Raw genomic sequence first — 16,910 nt, 5'->3', positions numbered from 1 at the left:
TTAAACCGTTTCCGCAGGCAGAGGAGCAGGATCCACCAGAGTCAGGTCGCTACCCAACGCTGCTTTGATCAAGCCTTGGAAGAGCGGGTGGGGATGATTTGGACGCGAGACAAACTCTGGGTGGAATTGACAGGCAATAAAGAAGGGATGATCAGGACGCTCGACAATCTCCACCAAGCGGCTGTCGGGCGAGGTGCCACTGACACAGTAGCCACTTTCGAGGAAGAGACTGCGGTAAGCATTATTGAACTCGTAGCGATGACGATGCCGCTCGTAGATGATGTCTTCGCCATAGAGCCGCTGTGCCAAGGAACCAGACTGGATTTTGCAAGGGCAAAGACCCAAGCGCATCGTGCCGCCTAAGTCGACCACGTCCTGCTGCTCAGGCAGTAGCGCAATGACAGGATGGGGCGTTTCTGGGTCAAATTCGGCACTGTTAGCACCGTCCAAGCCTGCCACATTACGTGCCCAGTCAATCACCGCTGCTTGCATCCCTAGACACAAGCCCAAGAAAGGAATCTGGTGATCGCGGGCGAATTGAATCGCGGCGACTTTGCCATCTACCCCACGAGCCCCAAAACCACCGGGGACAACGATGCCATCCACGCCATCTAGATAGGTTGCCGGATCGCCATTTTCGAGATCTTCCGCATCGACCCAGCGCAGCTGGAGATCAGCATCAGCACTAGCTGCCGCATGGCGCAGAGACTCACTGACCGAGAGATAGGCGTCATTCAGTCGCACATACTTGCCCACGATCGCCACTTCAACGCGGCGGCTGGGGTTCTGGAGCTGATGCACCCAGCGTTGCCATTGAGTCAGATCGGGTTGCCGCTGCTCAAGTTGCAGAATGTCGAGCACTTGCTCTGCTAAGCCTTCGCGCTCCAGCATCAACGGCACTTCGTAGATCGAGCTGGCATCCTGCGACGTGATCACCGCTTCTGGTGAAACATTGCAGAACTCCGACATTTTTTCCTTCATGCCGGCCTGCAACGGGCGATCGCAACGACAGACCAAAATATCGGGCTGAATGCCAATCGATCGCAACTCTTTGACCGAGTGCTGCGTCGGCTTGGTTTTCATCTCACCAGCAGACGGAATCCAGGGCACTAAAGTGACATGAATGTAAGCGAGATCGCGACGTCCCACATCCTTACGGAATTGGCGAATCGCTTCTAAAAAGGGCAGGGATTCAATGTCGCCCACTGTGCCGCCAATTTCTGTAATCACCACATCAGGATGGGTGTCTTGGGCAACGCGGTGAATGCGATCGCGGATTTCGGCAGTGATATGCGGAATGACCTGCACCGTGCCACCGTTATAGTCACCCCGCCGTTCTTTGTTGATCACCGCCTGGTAGATCGAGCCGGTGGTGACACTGTTGAGGCGTGACATCGGTGTGTCGGTAAAGCGCTCGTAGTGTCCAAGGTCGAGGTCTGTTTCCGCCCCGTCCGCCGTCACAAACACTTCCCCATGTTGGTAGGGGCTCATCGTGCCGGGGTCGACGTTGATGTAGGGGTCGAGTTTGAGAATCGAAACCGAATAGCCCCGCGACTTGAGGAGCCGCCCCAAACTCGCGGCCACAATTCCTTTGCCGATGCTGGAAACCACGCCACCGGTCACAAAGATGAACTTAGTCATACTCTTCCAGCGTTCAGTCCCAGTCGCTGTTGGCACAGCGATCGACTCTAACATGGCGGGCGGGTCGCAGGCAGTACAATCGGGGCGAACTGTCGCCGAACCCCTATGGATCGCTCCAAACTCATGGCTATTGTGACGGGTGCAATTTCGCTATTGCTGGCGATCGCCTATCTCATCCTCGTACAGATTTTGGATAGCCGTGGCGGCATGCTGCCGGCTCCAACGGATTTGGGGCTGCTCTTGGGGTAAGCCGTTCAGTGAGTTGTGAACCTTGATAGCGACTGGAGTGGAGCGATCGCCGAGCCCTGTTCCGGACTGTTCTGCTCGGTAGCGTGAGTTACCATAGGAAGGCTGTTGAGTCGGGTTCAGACCATGTCGCTCTTGGACTGGTTTGCCAATCGCCGTAAGACCGAACCCGTCGTTCACGACTATCAAGAGCGCGAAATTGCCGATGGTCTCTGGACGAAGTGTGAGTCCTGCGACGCTCTGACTTACACCAAGGATTTGCAGGCCAATTTGATGGTCTGTTTGCAGTGTGGTCATCACCTGCGCATCTACAGCGATGAGCGCATTCGCCAGTTGATCGACCCCGGCACTTGGCAGTTTTTGGATGAAGCAGTTTCGCCCACCGATCCGCTCGGTTTCCGCGATCGCAAGTCCTATAGCGATCGCCTAAAGGAAACCCAAGCCAACACGGGTCTGAGTGATGCGGTTCGCACTGGCGTCGGCTTGCTCGAAGGTCAGCCGGTCGCGCTGGGTGTGATGGACTTTCGCTTCATGGGCGGCAGCATGGGTTCTGTCGTCGGCGAAAAACTGACTCGCTTGATCGAAAAAGGCACCGAGCAGCGATCGCCCGTGATCATCGTCTGTGCTTCCGGTGGGGCACGGATGCAAGAAGGCATGCTCAGCCTAATGCAGATGGCCAAAATTTCGGGCGCACTGGAACGGCACCGCGAAGCCGGTTTGCTCTATCTGCCGATTTTGACCCACCCGACTACCGGCGGTGTCACAGCCAGCTTTGCCATGTTGGGAGACTTGATCATCGCGGAACCCAAGGCACTCATTGGCTTTGCGGGACGGCGCGTGATTGAGCAAACCCTGCGCGAAAAGCTACCCGACGACTTCCAAACGGCGGAATATCTGCAGGCCCACGGCTTCGTCGACACGATTGTGCCACGTACGCAATTGAAGAAGACCTTGGCGCAACTCATTCGTCTGCACCAGCCGCAATCGCCTGAAATGAAGCTGCCCCTGCTCGAATCCTCTAGTCCTGCCACCGCACCCCTCTAGGATTTGGCAACTGAGTTAAGTCAGGGAGTTCAAGTTTCACCCCTCTAGGACAAGGGGCTAAAGCCCCCTGTCTCCTATTGGGCGACAAGGGCGACTGACGTGATGTCAGTAATCGCGCTGCTACTGGCTCGGCTCGAGGCTACCTTTGATCGCCCGCAACCGAGTGCTGAGGCTGGCGATTACATCCAGGGCAAAAACAGGCGAGTTGTGAATCAGGAAGAGAAAGCGTTCGCGGTCCAGAGTTGCTAGCTTGCAATCCGTTGCCGCCACTGCAGTCGAGAAACGCTGATGTTGATCCTGCGCGATCGCGCCTTCACCAAAAACATCACCGGCAGTGATTCGCTCCAGCTCTTGATCGCCCCGCTTAAGTACGACTTCGCCTTCCAGCAGGCCATACATCGTGGTGCCCTGTTCTTCAGCATTGAAGATCACCGAACCCGCAGGCACCAACAGCGGTTCACCGTGCTTCTGCCAAGCTTCCACAATTTCGGCAGGGCGAATACGAGGCATGACAGCATCTCCAATCAGCAACGATCGGGGGTGGCACTCAGCGAGCATCACTCCCTGATCGACCTATAGCAGGCTTAGATTCAGAAGCGGTTAAGACGCAGCGATCCGCAGCCAATTAAGAGGCTTGCGATCGCACTTTTAGGTACCGGAGCTGATCGGATCACCATCGGCGATCGCCTCATCACTGACTTGAATCTGCATGCGAGTCAAATGTCCATTCATCTCCTCATGGAAGATGTGGAGCTTGGCATCTAGCAGCGAGTCCAGACAGGTTTGTTCACCCTCGCAGGCCAAAACTGTTTCGGGTGCTTCAGCCACCAGCAAGTCCCCCGGTTGGCAGTTCAACGCCTGACAGAGGCGATCGAGTTCGTGGGCGGTGAGGGGTGGCATCAACCGCTGTTGAAGCCAGCCTTCGACTAGGGTCAGCGGCAGCCCCGTCACCTCAGCGAGGGACGTCGCATTGAAGCTGCGATCGCGCGCCAGCCGAGGAAGATTCCAGAGAATGGCCATGGTAGGTCCTCTTCTTGGCAGTCTGCCTCTAAGGGTGCCACGCAAAATTTGAATCGGCCGTAAAGGTCAGGGTTTTTCCGCACACTGGAGTCCTCAGTGTTCTTGACGGCTGGGCTGGGTGATAGCAAGTACCACCACTCTTCCAGCACAGTGCGAGCCAAGGGCGCGGTAGGCTGAAGGGTGCTTCTTTGCTCAAGTTTGCTGCCATGCGCCTTTCTCAGATGCTGTTTGTGACCCTCCGCGAGGATCCAGCAGAAGCGGAAATTCCCAGTCACAAATTGCTCTTGCGGGCGGGCTATATCCGCCGGATTGCCAGCGGCATCTACGCCTACTTGCCGCTGATGTGGCGGGTATTACGCAAGGTCTCGCAGATTGTGCGCGAAGAGATGGATGCGACCGGCGCACAGGAAACCTTGTTGCCGCAACTGCAACCGGCGGAACTCTGGCAAGAGTCGGGGCGTTGGGAGACCTACGCCAAGGCCGAGGGGATCATGTTCTCTCTGGACGATCGCCAACAACGGCAGTTGGGCTTGGGGCCGACCCACGAGGAAGTGATCACTGCTGTGGCGCGGGATCTGATTCGTTCCTATCGCCAGCTACCCCAGAACCTCTATCAAATTCAGACTAAATTCCGGGATGAGATTCGGCCGCGCTTTGGTCTAATGCGGGGTCGGGAATTCATCATGAAGGACGCCTACTCCTTCCATGCTGATGAGGAAAGTCTGCGCCAGACCTACGCGGCAATGGATCAGGCTTATCGCAATATCTTCCGGCGCTGTGGTCTCCAATTCCGCGCCGTTGAAGCAGATTCCGGTGCAATCGGTGGTTCTGCCTCGCAGGAATTTATGATTCTGGCGGATGCGGGCGAAGACGAAATTCTCTACACCGAAGATGGGCGCTACGCTGCCAACGTTGAGAAAGCTGTCTCACTGCCTGCGGAAGCGATCGCCTCTGCTTTCACAACTTTTGAAAAGCGAGAAACCCCCGGCACTGACACGATCGCAAGCCTCTGCGAGTTCTTGAAAGCTGATCCAACGCAGGTTGTTAAGCAAGTCCTGTATCAAGCAGTCTTTGATAACGGCAAACTGCTGCCGATTCTGATTAGCATTCGCGGCGACCAAAGCGTCAATGAGATCAAGCTGACCAATGAGCTGACTCGTCGGGCGGCGGACTACGGTGCCAAAACCGTGATTGCCTTGACGGTGCCGGATGCAGAAGCCCTGAAGAAATGGACAGCGGCGCCGCTACCGCTGGGTTATCTCGGCCCTGATCTGGCGGATTCTGCGATCGCGGTTAACGAGAGCATCATTCCCAAGTTCCTACGGCTTGTTGATCCGACGGCGGCAGAACTGCAGAACTTCGTCACAGGTGCCAACGAAGTCAACTTCCACGTAGTCGGCGCGAATTGGGAAACCAATTTCCCGAAACCAGCCGTGGTGGATCTGCGGACAGCCCTAGTCGGCGATCGCGCTCAGCATGATTCCAGCCAAGTGTTGGCATCTGCTCGCGGGATTGAAGCAGGTCACATCTTCCAGTTGGGTCTGAAATATTCCCAAGCGATGGGCGCGACCTTCACCACCGAAAATGGAACTGAGGAACCCTTGTGGATGGGCTGCTATGGCATTGGGGTGTCGCGGGTGGCTCAGGCTGCAGTGGAACAGTCCTACGACAAGGACGGCATCATCTGGCCAGTTGCGATCGCGCCTTATCAAGCGGTGGTGGTGATTCCCAACATCACGGACACGGAGCAGGTCGCAGCAGCTGAGAAAATCTATGCGGATTTGACAGCAGCAGGGATTGAAACACTACTCGACGATCGCGATGAGCGGGCAGGCGTCAAATTCAAAGACGCCGATCTGATTGGCATTCCCTACCGCATCGTCACCGGGCGATCGCTGAAGGAAGGCAAGGTCGAGGTAGTGCAGCGGGCTAGCAAGGAATCCAGTGTGATTGCTGTGGGTTCAGTGGTTGAAACAGTGCAAGACTGGATTGCAGCCGCGATCGTTTAGGCTCTGACGCGATCGCCTCCTAGCAACGTCCAAGTGAAGCGATCGCCCTATTCAAACAAACGGAAGTGGGGATAGCGCAACAGTGCGCCGTCCTTCGATTCCAACTGGAAATTGATCACCGCCCCACAAGGGTCTTCCTTTGGTGAGGGGCTGAACTGTACTGGCAGCCCATAGATTCGATGCTCACTGCAAGCAGCAGCGCCTAGTCCCCCCGATCGCTGCCAATAACTGCGCAGTAACTCGCGGTAGCGATCAGCGATCGTGACCCGTACTGCGTGCTGTCCTTGGCTGAAGAGACGATCGAGGGCCTCATGAATTTCAAAACGCAGTCCATCTGGATGCGTATGCTGACGATGCCACTGGTCCTCCCAACGCCGCCAAGTTCGGCCCGATTGCAGGTGAACCAGCTCGCCTGTCTCAGGGTTTGCCTCAAAAGCACCATGCCGATTGCAGAGATAGGCATCGGTGAGTGTTAGCGCCGGAATATTCTGCCGACAGTGAGGGCAACTGATCTCGGCACCAAAGAGGGGATACTGAGCGGCCGAATAGACCATTCGAGATCCTTGCAGGGCATCTAGGGCGACATTCTAGCGAGCGATCGCGATGAGGGGCCGACCCTTCAGCAAGGCTTTCAATTTACGGCCTATCTGCGGCAACAGCAGTCCTGCAGCCGACAATGGCACTGAAATTCCAATCAGCAGGGGCACAAAGATGGCGGCATTTGGCGATCGCACTTGGGGTGAACCGGACTGTCAGCGGGCGACCTATGTGGCAGAGAGCGCCGTGATCTGTGGCGATGTCGTTCTAGCCGAAGGCGTCAGCATTTGGCCCACGGCAGTTCTGCGGGGCGATGTCGAGCGCATTGAAATCGGCTGCAATAGCAATGTTCAAGATGGAGCCGTACTGCATGGCGATCCGGGTCAGCCCACGATTCTGGAAGAAGACGTCACCGTTGGGCACCGGGCCGTGATTCACTCCGCCAATATTGGGGCCGGTAGTTTGATTGGCATTGGCGCGATCGTGCTCAATGGTGTCCAGATCGGCGCGGGAAGCATCGTCGGGGCGGGTGCCGTCGTCACCAAGTCGATCCCCGCTGGTAGCCTAGCCATGGGGGTTCCTGCCAAGGTTGTGCGATCGCTGAGTGCCGCTGAAATCGCCGATCTCCGCCAACATGCCCAGCATTATGTGGCCTTAGCCGAAGCCCACGCCCAACAACAAGCCGGCAAGACTAGCGAAAAAAGATCGGAATCCGCACAATAATCAAGGAAAGTCTGCGCGATCGGCGCAATCATTCAGGAGAGTTGAGATGGACTGGCGTTTAATTGTTGTCCTGGCTCCAATTTTGTTGGCAGGGGGCTGGGCGGTGTTCAACATCGGCAAAGCAGCGTTGGAGCAGATCAACCGAGCGTTGAAAGGCGACCAAGCATAATTTCAGATTGATAAAAGTGCTGGATCCCCGCCCTAGCTGGCGGGGATTTTTTATGGGGATCTGCTAGCCATTTAGGACAATCTAGGTCTAGACGAACAGGTTGAGAGTCAACAGCCTCTGTCCGTAGGGGTGATTGCGCACCCCCACACTCACGCAACAAGATTTCGGGTGAGACTGATCGGCTGAATCGCGATCGCTGCGGGTAAGACTCTCTGGTGTTGACCACGGGTTTGAGGCTAATCAATCCCAATAAAACGTCCTGATTATTCTGATTAACGCGATCGCAATTGAGATAGAGTTTAAGCGGGCCAGTGAATCTGCAATTGATCACCCGCAATCTGGGCGATTGCCCCGACTGGTAGCACTGCATTTTCGCCGTCGTGACCAAACGGAAGATCGGCGAGGACAGGAATCCCGAGGTCACTGAGGCGATCGCGTAAGACAGCTTCCACCGTAAAACTTGGGCGATCGCTGGGCGGATCGCACTGACTAAAGCGCCCAACTGCAATACCGGCCAGTTGCTGCAGCTGACCGCTCAAACGCCACTGAGTCAGCAGGCGATCGAGCCGATAGGGTTGTTCTGAGACATCTTCGATCGCCAAGATTGCGCCGCGTAGGTCGGGTAGCCAAGGCGTTCCGAGTAGATGGGTCGCCACGGTCAGATTGGCAGGATAGAGCGGGCCTTGGGCAGAGCCAGGCACCCAAACGCTACCGGTCAGCGGTTCTAACGGTTTGCCTTGCAGACAATCCCAAAGTCGCTGCCGCGATCGCGCCGGTTCCGCTGCCAAGGTAGTCAGCACAGGAGCATGGATGGCTCCCCGTTGCTGGCGAGTCAGCGTCCACAACAGCGTGGTGATATCAGAAAAGCCGACCAGCCACTTCGGTTGCGGCGGAGTTGGCCAGTCATCGCAAGCTTCCAGCAGTCGTGCTGCACCCCAGCCACCACGAATGCAAACCAAGCCGCGATAGCGCGGATCCAGCCACCCTTCTTTTAAGTCCGCTAAGCGATCGTGATCGCTACCCGCTAGGTAGCCCTGTTGATCTCGCCAGTGAGGTGCCAAATCGATTGAAAAGCCGGCCTGCCACCAGAGTTCCAGAGCCGCTTGTAGGGCATCTAGTTCGCGCAGGCAACCGCTGGGTGCAATGGCCAGCAAGCGATCGCCGGGCTGAAGGGGTGCTGGCCAGGCCACAGTCACAGCAACCAAGCTCCCAGCCAAAAGCCCGTCAGCACCAGTAGACCAATCGAGACATTCTCAGCAAACAGCTGGCTATAGATTGCCCGAGGCAGGGGCTCGCGCAAGCGCCAGCTTTGATAGACCCACAAGCCCGTCGCTCCGCCCCAAGCCAGCCAAAAGAGGGGATGGAGGTTGAGCAGAGCCCCCGTCCAGGCCAGAAAGAGACTGGTCAACAGGTAGCAAGCTGCGATCGCCAGTGGGGCTAAGTCGCCAAAGAAGCGAGCGCTGGACTGGATTCCCACTTGGATATCGTCCTCGCGATCGGCCAAGGCATAGACTGTATCAAAGCCAAGGGCCCAAAACAGGGTTGCTGCCCAGAGGGCGATCGCTGCCCAAGTCAGCTCCCCCTGCACCGCCGCCCAGCTGATCAGCACACTAAATCCCCAGGCGATCGCCAGCACCAGTTGCGGAACCGGAAAGACACGCTTTGCCCCCGGATAGAGCACGATCACGGGCACAGCTGCCACGCACAGCCAGTAGCCCAGCGGCGTCAGAAATTGAGCCAACCCCCAAGCCGCTAACAGCGACACGATCGCCGGGATCGCGCCGACTCTTGTGGACAGGCGACGGGAGGCCAAGGGCCTTTGCTTGGTGCGTTCAACCCGCGGATCGAGGTTGCGATCCCAAAGATCATCGATCACGCAACCGGCCGCACTAGCCGCCAAACCGCCGCAGATAATCTACCAGATCAGACCAAAATCAGGCCGTCCGCCAGAAGCCAAGACCACCGCCCATAGCGCTGGCAACAACAGAATCAATCGCCCGGCTGGCTTATCCCAGCGCAACAGGCGAATGACTGCCAGCCAAGTCGATTCACGGGGGAGAGAGGTACTCATGGCATTGTCAGATGCGGCTTTATTATCCCACTGCGAGTGAGGCCCCCGCTGCATGGCAGACTAGGCCTAGCTTGGAACCCTGCGCCCATGAGCACCGAGATTGCGCCCCACGCCCGTCCAGCACTCCCCAGTGAGCTCGGGCCAGAACCGATTTTGGCAGCAATCGATGTGGGCACAAACTCCATTCACATGGTGGTGGTCCAGATTCGTCCCGACCTGCCGGCCTTCGATATCGTCGGCACCGAGAAAGCCACCGTCCGACTGGGCGATCGCGATCCTGCCACGGGTGAGTTGACCGAGGCGGCGATGGAACGGGCACTCCAAGCGCTGCAACGCTGTCGAGCGATCGCGGCGGCTCGGGGGGCCACGCAAATTGTGGCTGTCGCCACCAGTGCTGTGCGAGAGGCTCCCAATGGTCGCCAATTTCTCGAGCGGGTCATCCATGAAGTCGGTTTAGAAGTCGATCTGATCTCGGGGCCAGAGGAAGCACGACGCATCTACCTTGGGGTGCTGTCCGGCATGGATTTTCAGCAGCGACACCACGCCATCATTGATATTGGCGGTGGATCGACCGAGCTGATTCTGGGAGCGGGGCAAGAGCCGCTCTGCCTGACCAGCACGAAGGTTGGCGCCGTCCGTCTCACCCAAGAATTCATTCACACCGACCCAATTAGCCCCAGCGAGTACACCGTGCTGCAAGCCTACGTGCGCGGCATGGTCGAACGGGCGGTCGATGAAGTCAAAGCCGCTCTACCACCCAACACGCCCCTACGACTGATCGGCACTTCCGGCACCATTCAAGCCCTCGCCGCCCTCCATGCCCACCAAAGCCAAGGCAGCTTGCCGACCACCTTCAATGGCTACAGCTTAGCTCTTGGCGATCTGCAGCAGTTGGTGCAGCAGTTGCGGCGTATGCCCTTTGCCGAACGTCAGACTTTGCCCGAGCTGTCGGAACGACGAGCTGAGATTATCGTTGCAGGGGCGATCGTGCTGCAGGAAACCATGCAGCTGTTGGGTTGCGATCGCGTCACCATCTGCGAACGGGCCTTGCGCGAGGGGCTGATCGTCGACTGGATGCTCAGCCACGGACTGATCGAAGACAAGCTGCGCTATCAGGGATCGGTGCGGCAGCGCAGTGTCTACAACCAAGCGCGCAAATTTCGGGTAGATGTCAGTCACGGCGAGCAAGTGGCGCAATTAGCCCTCAGCCTGTTTGACCAACTGCGCGGACAACTACACCAATGGGGCGAGAGCGAACGGGAACTCCTTTGGGCAGCCGCCATCCTGCACAATTGCGGCCATCACATCGACCACTCCTCCCATCACAAGCATTCCTATTACCTGATCCGCCACGGGGGTCTGCTGGGCTACAACGAGACGGAGATTGAACTGATTGCTAATCTGGCTCGCTATCACCGCAAGAGCCTGCCCAAGAAAAAGCACGAAAACTTCCGCACCCTGCCCACCAAGGAGCAACGGCGCTTGGTAGAACAACTCAGCGCGATTCTGCGGGCGGCAGTTGCCCTCGATCGCCGGCAGGTAGGAGCGATCGCGAGTCTTCATTGCCGCTACCTTGCTCCGCAACGGCAGCTTCTTCTTCAACTGCATCCGGCTCGAACCAGTGAGGACTGCGCCCTCGAACTCTGGAGTTTTGACTACAACCGCCATGCTTTAGAAGCCGCGTTTGCAATCAATGTCGCCGCAGAACTGGTGCCGCAGCCGCTCAGCGCAGTCTAGTTTCTCTCACCTGACTTCTACTTGGAGTGCCCTATGGTCAAGGCCCTGCTCTATCAGGAAGATGCCTACGTGCTGCTGGAGCCCAACTGCCCAGAACGGTTTGTGACGCCGGCAGAAATGTTGGCATACCTCGAGGAATTAATCGATCGCTATCCCGACAACGTGCCCGTGGGAACCGCCGATCGCGGCGATCGCAGGGCTCAAGCACAGGATCTACTCAACACCGCCTGCGAATTCGAAACAGAACCGGGGCTCGTCGTTCAGTGGTATGTGGTGCGTCTCGAAAAATAACTCCCACTCCCCCGCGATCGCTGGCAAGAAGAACGGGCAACAATCAGTCAAAATGCTGAAGTTGTCTCGCGCCCGTGACTAACGGCCAGGAACCGATCGCCATGCTCATTGCTGTCAGTAGTGCCGATCGCCTCGACCTTTGGCAGGCCATTGTCTTGGGATTTGTGCAAGGCGCCACTGAATTCCTTCCGATCAGCAGCACCGCCCATTTGAAAGTGGTGCCGGTGGTTCTCGGCTGGGGCGATCCTGGGGTGGCCTTTACCGCAGTCATTCAACTCGGCAGCATTGTCGCGGTACTGTCCTATTTCCGTCAGGACTTGACCTACGTGTTGCGCGGCTTGGTCAGCGCTGTGCGCCGGCAGGATTTTCGTAGTGAACCAGCTCAGATGGGTCTGGGCATTCTATTTGGCACTATTCCGATCCTGATTGGCGGGCTGCTGATCAAGCGGTTCATTCCCGATTACGACAACTCTCCCTTGCGCAGTTTGGCCGCGATCGCGATCGTCTCAATTGTGATGGGTTTGCTGCTGGGCATTGCAGAACAACTGAGCAAGCATCAGCGCGACCTCAGTCAATTGCGCCTCGCTGATGGCCTCTGGATGGGTTTTGCCCAAGCACTGGCCTTGATTCCCGGCGTTTCGCGATCGGGTTCGACCCTCACTGCCGGACTCTTTCAAGGCTTGAAACGGGATACGGCTGCTCGCTTTTCCTTTCTGCTCGGGATTCCAGCAATCACAATCGCCGGCTTAGTAGAACTCAAAGATTTATTAGAAGCCGGCATCGATGGCTCTTCGCTTGGGGTGCTCGCGATCGGGACCCTGTCTTCCCTGATTTTTTCTTGGTTGGCAATCGCCTGGTTACTGCGTTTTCTCCGCACTCATAACACGTGGAGCTTCGTGGTTTATCGGATCATCTTCGGGGGGGTAATTCTGACGGCAATCGCCACGGGAACTTTACAGAATATTTAATAGAAGAGAGTGCTGTTGTTACTGACCCCGCCCTGCGATCGCCCCCATGAGCCGTTCGACCCTTCAACCCGCCCGCATTAGCCGAGTCTTACCAGATTCCATTGCGGCAGAGATCGGGTTTGAGCCCGGCGACGCAATTATTTCAATCAATGGCCAGCAACCCCGCGATCTGATCGATTATCAATTCCTCTGCAGTGATGAATTTTTAGAGCTGGAGGTCTTGGATGCAGCCGGGCGATCGCACCAAATCGAAATTGAAAAAGACACCGATGAAGGGCTTGGGCTGGAATTTGAGACCGCGCTCTTTGACGGTTTGATTCAGTGCAACAACCGCTGCCCCTTTTGCTTTATCGATCAACAGCCACCGGGCAAACGCGAGAGCCTGTACTACAAAGATGATGATTATCGCCTCAGTTTTCTCTATGGCTCCTACCTCACCCTCACCAACCTCAGCGAAGCGGAATGGCGACGGATTGCCCAACTGAGGCTCTCGCCCCTCTACGTTTCAGTACATGCCACTGAGCCCGATCTGCGGCGGCGTCTTCTCAAAAATGAACGGGCCGGATTGATTGGAGAACAACTGCACTGGTTTCGCCAGCAGCAGCTGCAAATTCATGCCCAAGTGGTGGTCTGTCCCGACCTCAATGATGGGGCGCAACTACAGCGTACCTTGATGGATTTGGCTGAATTTCATCGCGGGGATCCGGCAACCGTCGCTTCCGTGGCCGTCGTGCCCGTGGGCCTGACCCGCTTTCGACCGACTGAAGATGAATTGCGTCCTGTCCAGCCTGCTGATGCGGCTGCCACGATCGCCCTGGTCGAAGCCCTGCAAACTCAATTCCAAACAGAACTGGGCAGTCGTTTTGCCTGGTTAGCCGATGAGTGGTATCTGATTGCAGGCCAGCCGCTGCCCTCGGCCAGTTGGTATGAACAATATCCCCAGCTAGAAAATGGCGTCGGTTCTATCCGGGCCTTCATCAGTGAGTTTGAACGCCAAGCAGCAACGCTACCCAGCCAGATCGAGCCAGCGCGCCGTCTTACTTGGGTGGTCGGCAATGTGGTGGGGCAAGCCTTCCAACCGCTACAGGCCCGCCTCAATGCAGTGCAAGGTCTAAAGGTTGATCTGGTGGGGCTCGCCAGTCGCTACTGGGGGCAAACCCTCACGGTCACAGGGCTACTTACTGGCCAGGATTTGATTGAGGTTTTGAGCGATCGCGACTTGGGAGATGGGCTGTTATTGCCTTCCTTAATTTTGCTTCATGGCTATCGCTGCTTCCTCGACGACTTGACGGTGGCAGAGGTTGAAAAGGCGCTGCACACGCCGATCTTTGTTGCTGAAGGAATTACGGGTCTGTTGACAGAATGTCTGCGATCGCCGCTAGCAGCGACGGTGCAAGACCACTAGTCCTTTGTGTCACTTCCCTGCCAGCACTCGGCCACAATCCTGTTTTTTCATCGTCTATCACTGTCATGGTTAAGGGAGTGGGCCTTGGCGATCGCGATCGGCTCTATTCCTATCACTGACAGGGTTAATCTCCTAGGGCAGCCGCAGCAAAATCGGGTGATTGTCTACAACGCTACCGCTCAAAAGTGGTAGCTGAGCTGAGCTGTTGCAAACCTTTCTGACTGCATCATGCCGCCCATCAGCCGATCCTCAGAGCAGCCGATTTCAGGTCCTAGAGAGTTGTTCAGGCTAATTGATAGCTGAAATTTTACGCAATAGCCGACCGACAGTCAGGCCACAGGCTGACATTCACACACCCGATCATTAATTTGATATTTTCATTTGTGATGATTACTGTGATAGATTGAATTTAGTTGAGAATCACTGAATGTCGAAATGACATCAATCACGCCACTGACCGGTAAAGCATTGCTAACACGACTGAAAGAACTCGGTAACGCGAGTCGTTCGGAAACAGCCAAGGCCTGCGGCTACTACTCCATCACCAAAACAGGCCGTGAACGCATTAACTTTACAGCGTTCTACGAAGCACTCCTCGCCTCCAAAGGCGTTGCTTTTGATGAAGCAGCACCACGTAAAGGCCGCCACCCCAGCTACACCGTTCGCGTTCAAAGCAACGGTAATCTCTTGATTGGTTCGGCTTATACCAAGCAGCTGAACCTGCAAGTTGGTGATGAGTTTGAAATCAAATTGGGCCGTCGTCAAATCCGTCTTGTCCCTGTCAACGGCGGTGATGACGATTCCGAAGAATAAGCGACTTACACTCAGACAACAACTGAGTTAGTGGCACTTCTTTGAAAGTGATGGCAAGAAGCCTCCCCAAAATTTGGGGAGGCTTTTGTCTGATCACCAGAGTCATCTGATCAAGGCTTTGAGGGCGATCGCAGGCCCTCTCAACTGGCTAAACAGCCATTATGAGAGACTTGTTTTTCACGATCATTATCCCTTTACAGCAGGCTGCCAATAGCGCCAAATACTGTAAGCAAGGGTGATCACACCCACGATTAGAGCCCGTTCATCAATCTCGAATTGCGGATGGTGAAGTGGCGGATTCTGGCGGTCAGGATAGCCCACCCCCAACCGGAACATCATGCCGGGGATTTTTTCTAGGTACACGGAGAAATCTTCCGCCCCAAGCGAGGGCTCCTCGATGCGTTCCACTGCCGTCTGTCCCCAAGCTTCGATCGCAGCAGCTTCGACCAAACGAGTTAGGGTCTCGTCATTTTGAACCGAGGGAACCCCGCGTCGATAGTGAAACTCGTAATGAGCATCATAGGTCTTACAAATACTGGCAATAATGCTTTCAATCCAGTCAGGTAAGCCCGCGTGAGTTTCGGGATGGAGCGATCGCACCGTGCCCAACAAGCGCACACGATCGGCGATCACATTAGCAGCTCGCCCCCCTTGAATTTGGCCGATAGTTAAAACCACCGGCCGCAGCGGATTTTGAGTGCGGCTGATCGCTTGCTGCAGCATTGTGATGATCTGGGCCGCAATCCAAATCGCGTCCTTCGCCTCGTGGGGACGAGCACCATGCCCCGATTCCCCTTGAATCACAATCTCAAGGTCATCGGCGGCAGCCGTTAGAGCGCCGTAGCGAATGCCCACAACCCCTGCCGGAATCGAAGGAAAAACGTGGACTCCTAAGATTGCATCCACCCCTTCTAGGGCCTCAGCCGCCACCATCCAGCGTGCCCCTTGGGCAATTTCTTCAGCAGGCTGGAATAGCCAGCGCACGTCTCCTGGCAGCGGTTCACCGAGTTCACTTAAGACCATGGCAGCCCCAAGGCCCAAGGTGGTGTGCAGATCATGGCCACAGGCATGCATGATCCCCTGCTGGCGAGAGGCAAAGGGCAAGCCAGTCTGCTCCTCGATCGGCAGGGCATCCATATCGGTTCGCAGCGCTAGGCAACGGCGATCGCGCCCCGTTCCTGGCAGATCCCCCACGACGCCCGTACGGCCTACGCCCTCCCGGACTTGTAGCCCACAGGAGGACAGCACACCGGCAACGTAGGCCGCGGTTTGGTGTTCGTGGCCGCTGAGCTCTGGATGGGCATGGAGATGGCGGCGAATTTCTAGAAGACGCGGTTCAAGGCGCGTCGCAACCTCACGAATTCGATCAAGCACAGGAAAGACTACCAACGGCGATCGCCGTCCTTCGTATCAGCTTTTCCATCTTGGCACTCTTGCTTCTACTGCAAGGCCAAGAATTGCTCGAGGGCTGTGACTGCAGCTGGTGGCCAGCGGCGAATTTGACGTACCCAGTCCAGATCGCGATAGCGGGTATCCAGCCCCATGACGGCGACCCAGTTACTTTCAGCTTCGCCCCGTTGTCCCTGTTGCCACAACACCGCCGTGAGCGCCGCCCGCATGTCAGCAAAGTTGGGATACTTGCGCACCAGCGATCGCATCCGCTGAATGGCGTCGGAAGTGCGATCGAGTTGGAACAGGGTCAAAGCAACATTGGCGCCCGCAAAGGCAAAGCCCGGAGCCAACCGACTGGCCGTCTCAAACTCGCTCAGGGCTTGTTCGTACTCGCCCAAGCTCAGGCGCACATTACCCAAATTGTTGTGGGCGGCAGCATCCCCAGGAGAGAACTGCAGAGCCTGCTGATAGTCGGCGATCGCCTTGTCCCATTCCTGCAGCCCTTCCCAAGCCGTGCCCCGATTCAGGTAGGGGTCGGGGGCATTAGGAGCTAGCCGCACAGATTCGTTGTAGTCCGCGATCGCCTCTTCGAGATGGTTTTGGCTGACGCGAACATTGCCGCGATTACTCCAGAGTGCCGCATTGTCAGGAGCTAGGGCGATCGCCTCACTCCAGAGCTGTTCTGCTCGCCCAAACTCACCGCGATAGCTTGCTTCTAGAGCGGATTGGTAAAGCTCATCGAGGGTTGCGGCTTGTGCAGGCCCGCCGAATCCGATGCAGATTACTAGAACCCAAACTATCCAGGAACGCAGCATGCCGCTTCTCGTTGCTAACGCTGCTGATT

At 56.6% G+C, this 16,910-nt stretch carries 19 protein-coding genes; 10 read left to right on the top strand and 9 right to left on the bottom strand.

The window, feature by feature from the left end; translation table 11 throughout:
* Positions 1 to 1,641, bottom strand: coding sequence for a CTP synthase (locus SYC_RS11340; RefSeq protein ID WP_011244450.1), 1,641 nt, complete (start codon positions 1,639 to 1,641; stop codon positions 1 to 3).
* Positions 1,642 to 1,746: 105 nt separating this feature from the next.
* On the opposite strand from SYC_RS11340, the gene SYC_RS14015 reads away from it, so the two are divergent.
* Together SYC_RS14015 and accD are read left to right on the top strand one after the other, a co-directional pair.
* Entirely contained in the window at positions 1,747 to 1,890 is a 144-nt protein-coding gene (locus SYC_RS14015) for a hypothetical protein (protein ID WP_011378252.1), read from the top strand.
* A gap of 123 nt (positions 1,891 to 2,013) precedes the next feature.
* On the top strand, positions 2,014 to 2,931 hold the full coding sequence (gene accD / locus SYC_RS11335) for an acetyl-CoA carboxylase, carboxyltransferase subunit beta (protein ID WP_011244449.1): 918 nt from the start codon (positions 2,014 to 2,016) through the stop codon (positions 2,929 to 2,931).
* Positions 2,932 to 3,051: 120 nt separating this feature from the next.
* Here the strand turns inward: accD and SYC_RS11330 are convergent, their stop codons facing one another.
* On the bottom strand, positions 3,052 to 3,441 hold the full coding sequence (locus SYC_RS11330; protein ID WP_231621394.1) for a cyclic nucleotide-binding domain-containing protein: 390 nt from the start codon (positions 3,439 to 3,441) through the stop codon (positions 3,052 to 3,054).
* 138 nt (positions 3,442 to 3,579) lie between these two features.
* Entirely contained in the window at positions 3,580 to 3,951 is a 372-nt protein-coding gene (locus SYC_RS11325; protein WP_011244447.1) for a helix-turn-helix domain-containing protein, read from the bottom strand.
* Between the two features lie 206 nt (positions 3,952 to 4,157).
* Here SYC_RS11325 and SYC_RS11320 point away from each other — a divergent pair, with 206 nt between their 5' ends.
* Positions 4,158 to 5,960, top strand: coding sequence for a proline--tRNA ligase (locus tag SYC_RS11320; RefSeq protein ID WP_011244446.1), 1,803 nt, complete (start codon positions 4,158 to 4,160; stop codon positions 5,958 to 5,960).
* Between the two features lie 47 nt (positions 5,961 to 6,007).
* On the opposite strand, the gene SYC_RS11315 is transcribed toward SYC_RS11320, so the two are convergent.
* Positions 6,008 to 6,514, bottom strand: coding sequence for a TIGR02652 family protein (locus SYC_RS11315; protein WP_011244445.1), 507 nt, complete (start codon positions 6,512 to 6,514; stop codon positions 6,008 to 6,010).
* 157 nt (positions 6,515 to 6,671) lie between these two features.
* On the opposite strand from SYC_RS11315, the gene SYC_RS11310 reads away from it, so the two are divergent.
* On the top strand, positions 6,672 to 7,220 hold the full coding sequence (locus SYC_RS11310) for a gamma carbonic anhydrase family protein (protein WP_011244444.1): 549 nt from the start codon (positions 6,672 to 6,674) through the stop codon (positions 7,218 to 7,220).
* A 46-nt stretch (positions 7,221 to 7,266) separates the two neighbouring features.
* A complete protein-coding gene (locus SYC_RS11305) occupies positions 7,267 to 7,389 on the top strand; it encodes a photosystem II protein Y (protein WP_011244443.1) in 123 nt (40 codons plus the stop codon).
* A gap of 299 nt (positions 7,390 to 7,688) precedes the next feature.
* Here the strand turns inward: SYC_RS11305 and SYC_RS11300 are convergent, their stop codons facing one another.
* Genes SYC_RS11300 through SYC_RS14190 form a run of 3 tightly spaced genes read right to left on the bottom strand, consistent with a single transcriptional unit; the run spans position 7,689 to position 9,460 of the window.
* Entirely contained in the window at positions 7,689 to 8,585 is an 897-nt protein-coding gene (locus tag SYC_RS11300) for a S66 peptidase family protein (protein ID WP_011244442.1), read from the bottom strand.
* A complete protein-coding gene (locus tag SYC_RS11295; protein ID WP_336884507.1) occupies positions 8,582 to 9,265 on the bottom strand; it encodes a 4-hydroxybenzoate octaprenyltransferase in 684 nt (227 codons plus the stop codon). The genes SYC_RS11300 and SYC_RS11295 overlap by 4 nt, the downstream gene beginning before the upstream one ends.
* Before the next feature lie 39 nt (positions 9,266 to 9,304).
* Positions 9,305 to 9,460 (bottom strand): hypothetical protein, encoded by a 156-nt coding sequence (locus SYC_RS14190; protein WP_336884506.1) that lies wholly within the window; start codon positions 9,458 to 9,460, stop codon positions 9,305 to 9,307.
* A gap of 87 nt (positions 9,461 to 9,547) precedes the next feature.
* On the opposite strand from SYC_RS14190, the gene SYC_RS11290 reads away from it, so the two are divergent.
* The 5 genes from SYC_RS11290 (at position 9,548) to SYC_RS11270 (ending at position 14,674) form a co-directional block, all read left to right on the top strand.
* Positions 9,548 to 11,197, top strand: coding sequence for a Ppx/GppA phosphatase family protein (locus SYC_RS11290; protein WP_011378256.1), 1,650 nt, complete (start codon positions 9,548 to 9,550; stop codon positions 11,195 to 11,197).
* Positions 11,198 to 11,230: 33 nt separating this feature from the next.
* Complete coding sequence (locus SYC_RS11285; protein ID WP_011244439.1) at positions 11,231 to 11,488, top strand: chlororespiratory reduction protein 7; 258 nt, start codon at positions 11,231 to 11,233, stop codon at positions 11,486 to 11,488.
* A gap of 101 nt (positions 11,489 to 11,589) precedes the next feature.
* A complete protein-coding gene (locus tag SYC_RS11280; RefSeq protein ID WP_011378257.1) occupies positions 11,590 to 12,456 on the top strand; it encodes an undecaprenyl-diphosphate phosphatase in 867 nt (288 codons plus the stop codon).
* Positions 12,457 to 12,502: 46 nt separating this feature from the next.
* Positions 12,503 to 13,861, top strand: a complete 1,359-nt coding sequence (locus SYC_RS11275) for a TIGR03279 family radical SAM protein (RefSeq protein ID WP_011244437.1) — start codon at positions 12,503 to 12,505, stop codon at positions 13,859 to 13,861.
* 435 nt (positions 13,862 to 14,296) lie between these two features.
* Entirely contained in the window at positions 14,297 to 14,674 is a 378-nt protein-coding gene (locus SYC_RS11270; protein ID WP_011244436.1) for an AbrB family transcriptional regulator, read from the top strand.
* Positions 14,675 to 14,860: 186 nt separating this feature from the next.
* Here SYC_RS11270 and SYC_RS11265 read toward each other — a convergent pair whose 3' ends face one another.
* Positions 14,861 to 16,048 (bottom strand): M20 family metallopeptidase, encoded by a 1,188-nt coding sequence (locus SYC_RS11265; RefSeq protein WP_011244435.1) that lies wholly within the window; start codon positions 16,046 to 16,048, stop codon positions 14,861 to 14,863.
* A gap of 65 nt (positions 16,049 to 16,113) precedes the next feature.
* Positions 16,114 to 16,881 carry a tetratricopeptide repeat protein gene (locus SYC_RS11260; RefSeq protein WP_011244434.1) on the bottom strand — a complete coding sequence of 256 codons (768 nt, stop codon included), beginning with the start codon at positions 16,879 to 16,881 and terminating at the stop codon, positions 16,114 to 16,116.
* Positions 16,882 to 16,910: the final 29 nt, after the last annotated feature.

Source organism: Synechococcus elongatus PCC 6301 (assembly GCF_000010065.1).
Classification (GTDB): Bacteria; Cyanobacteriota; Cyanobacteriia; order Synechococcales; family Synechococcaceae; genus Synechococcus; species Synechococcus elongatus.
This window is presented reverse-complemented; position numbering and strand designations above follow the sequence as displayed.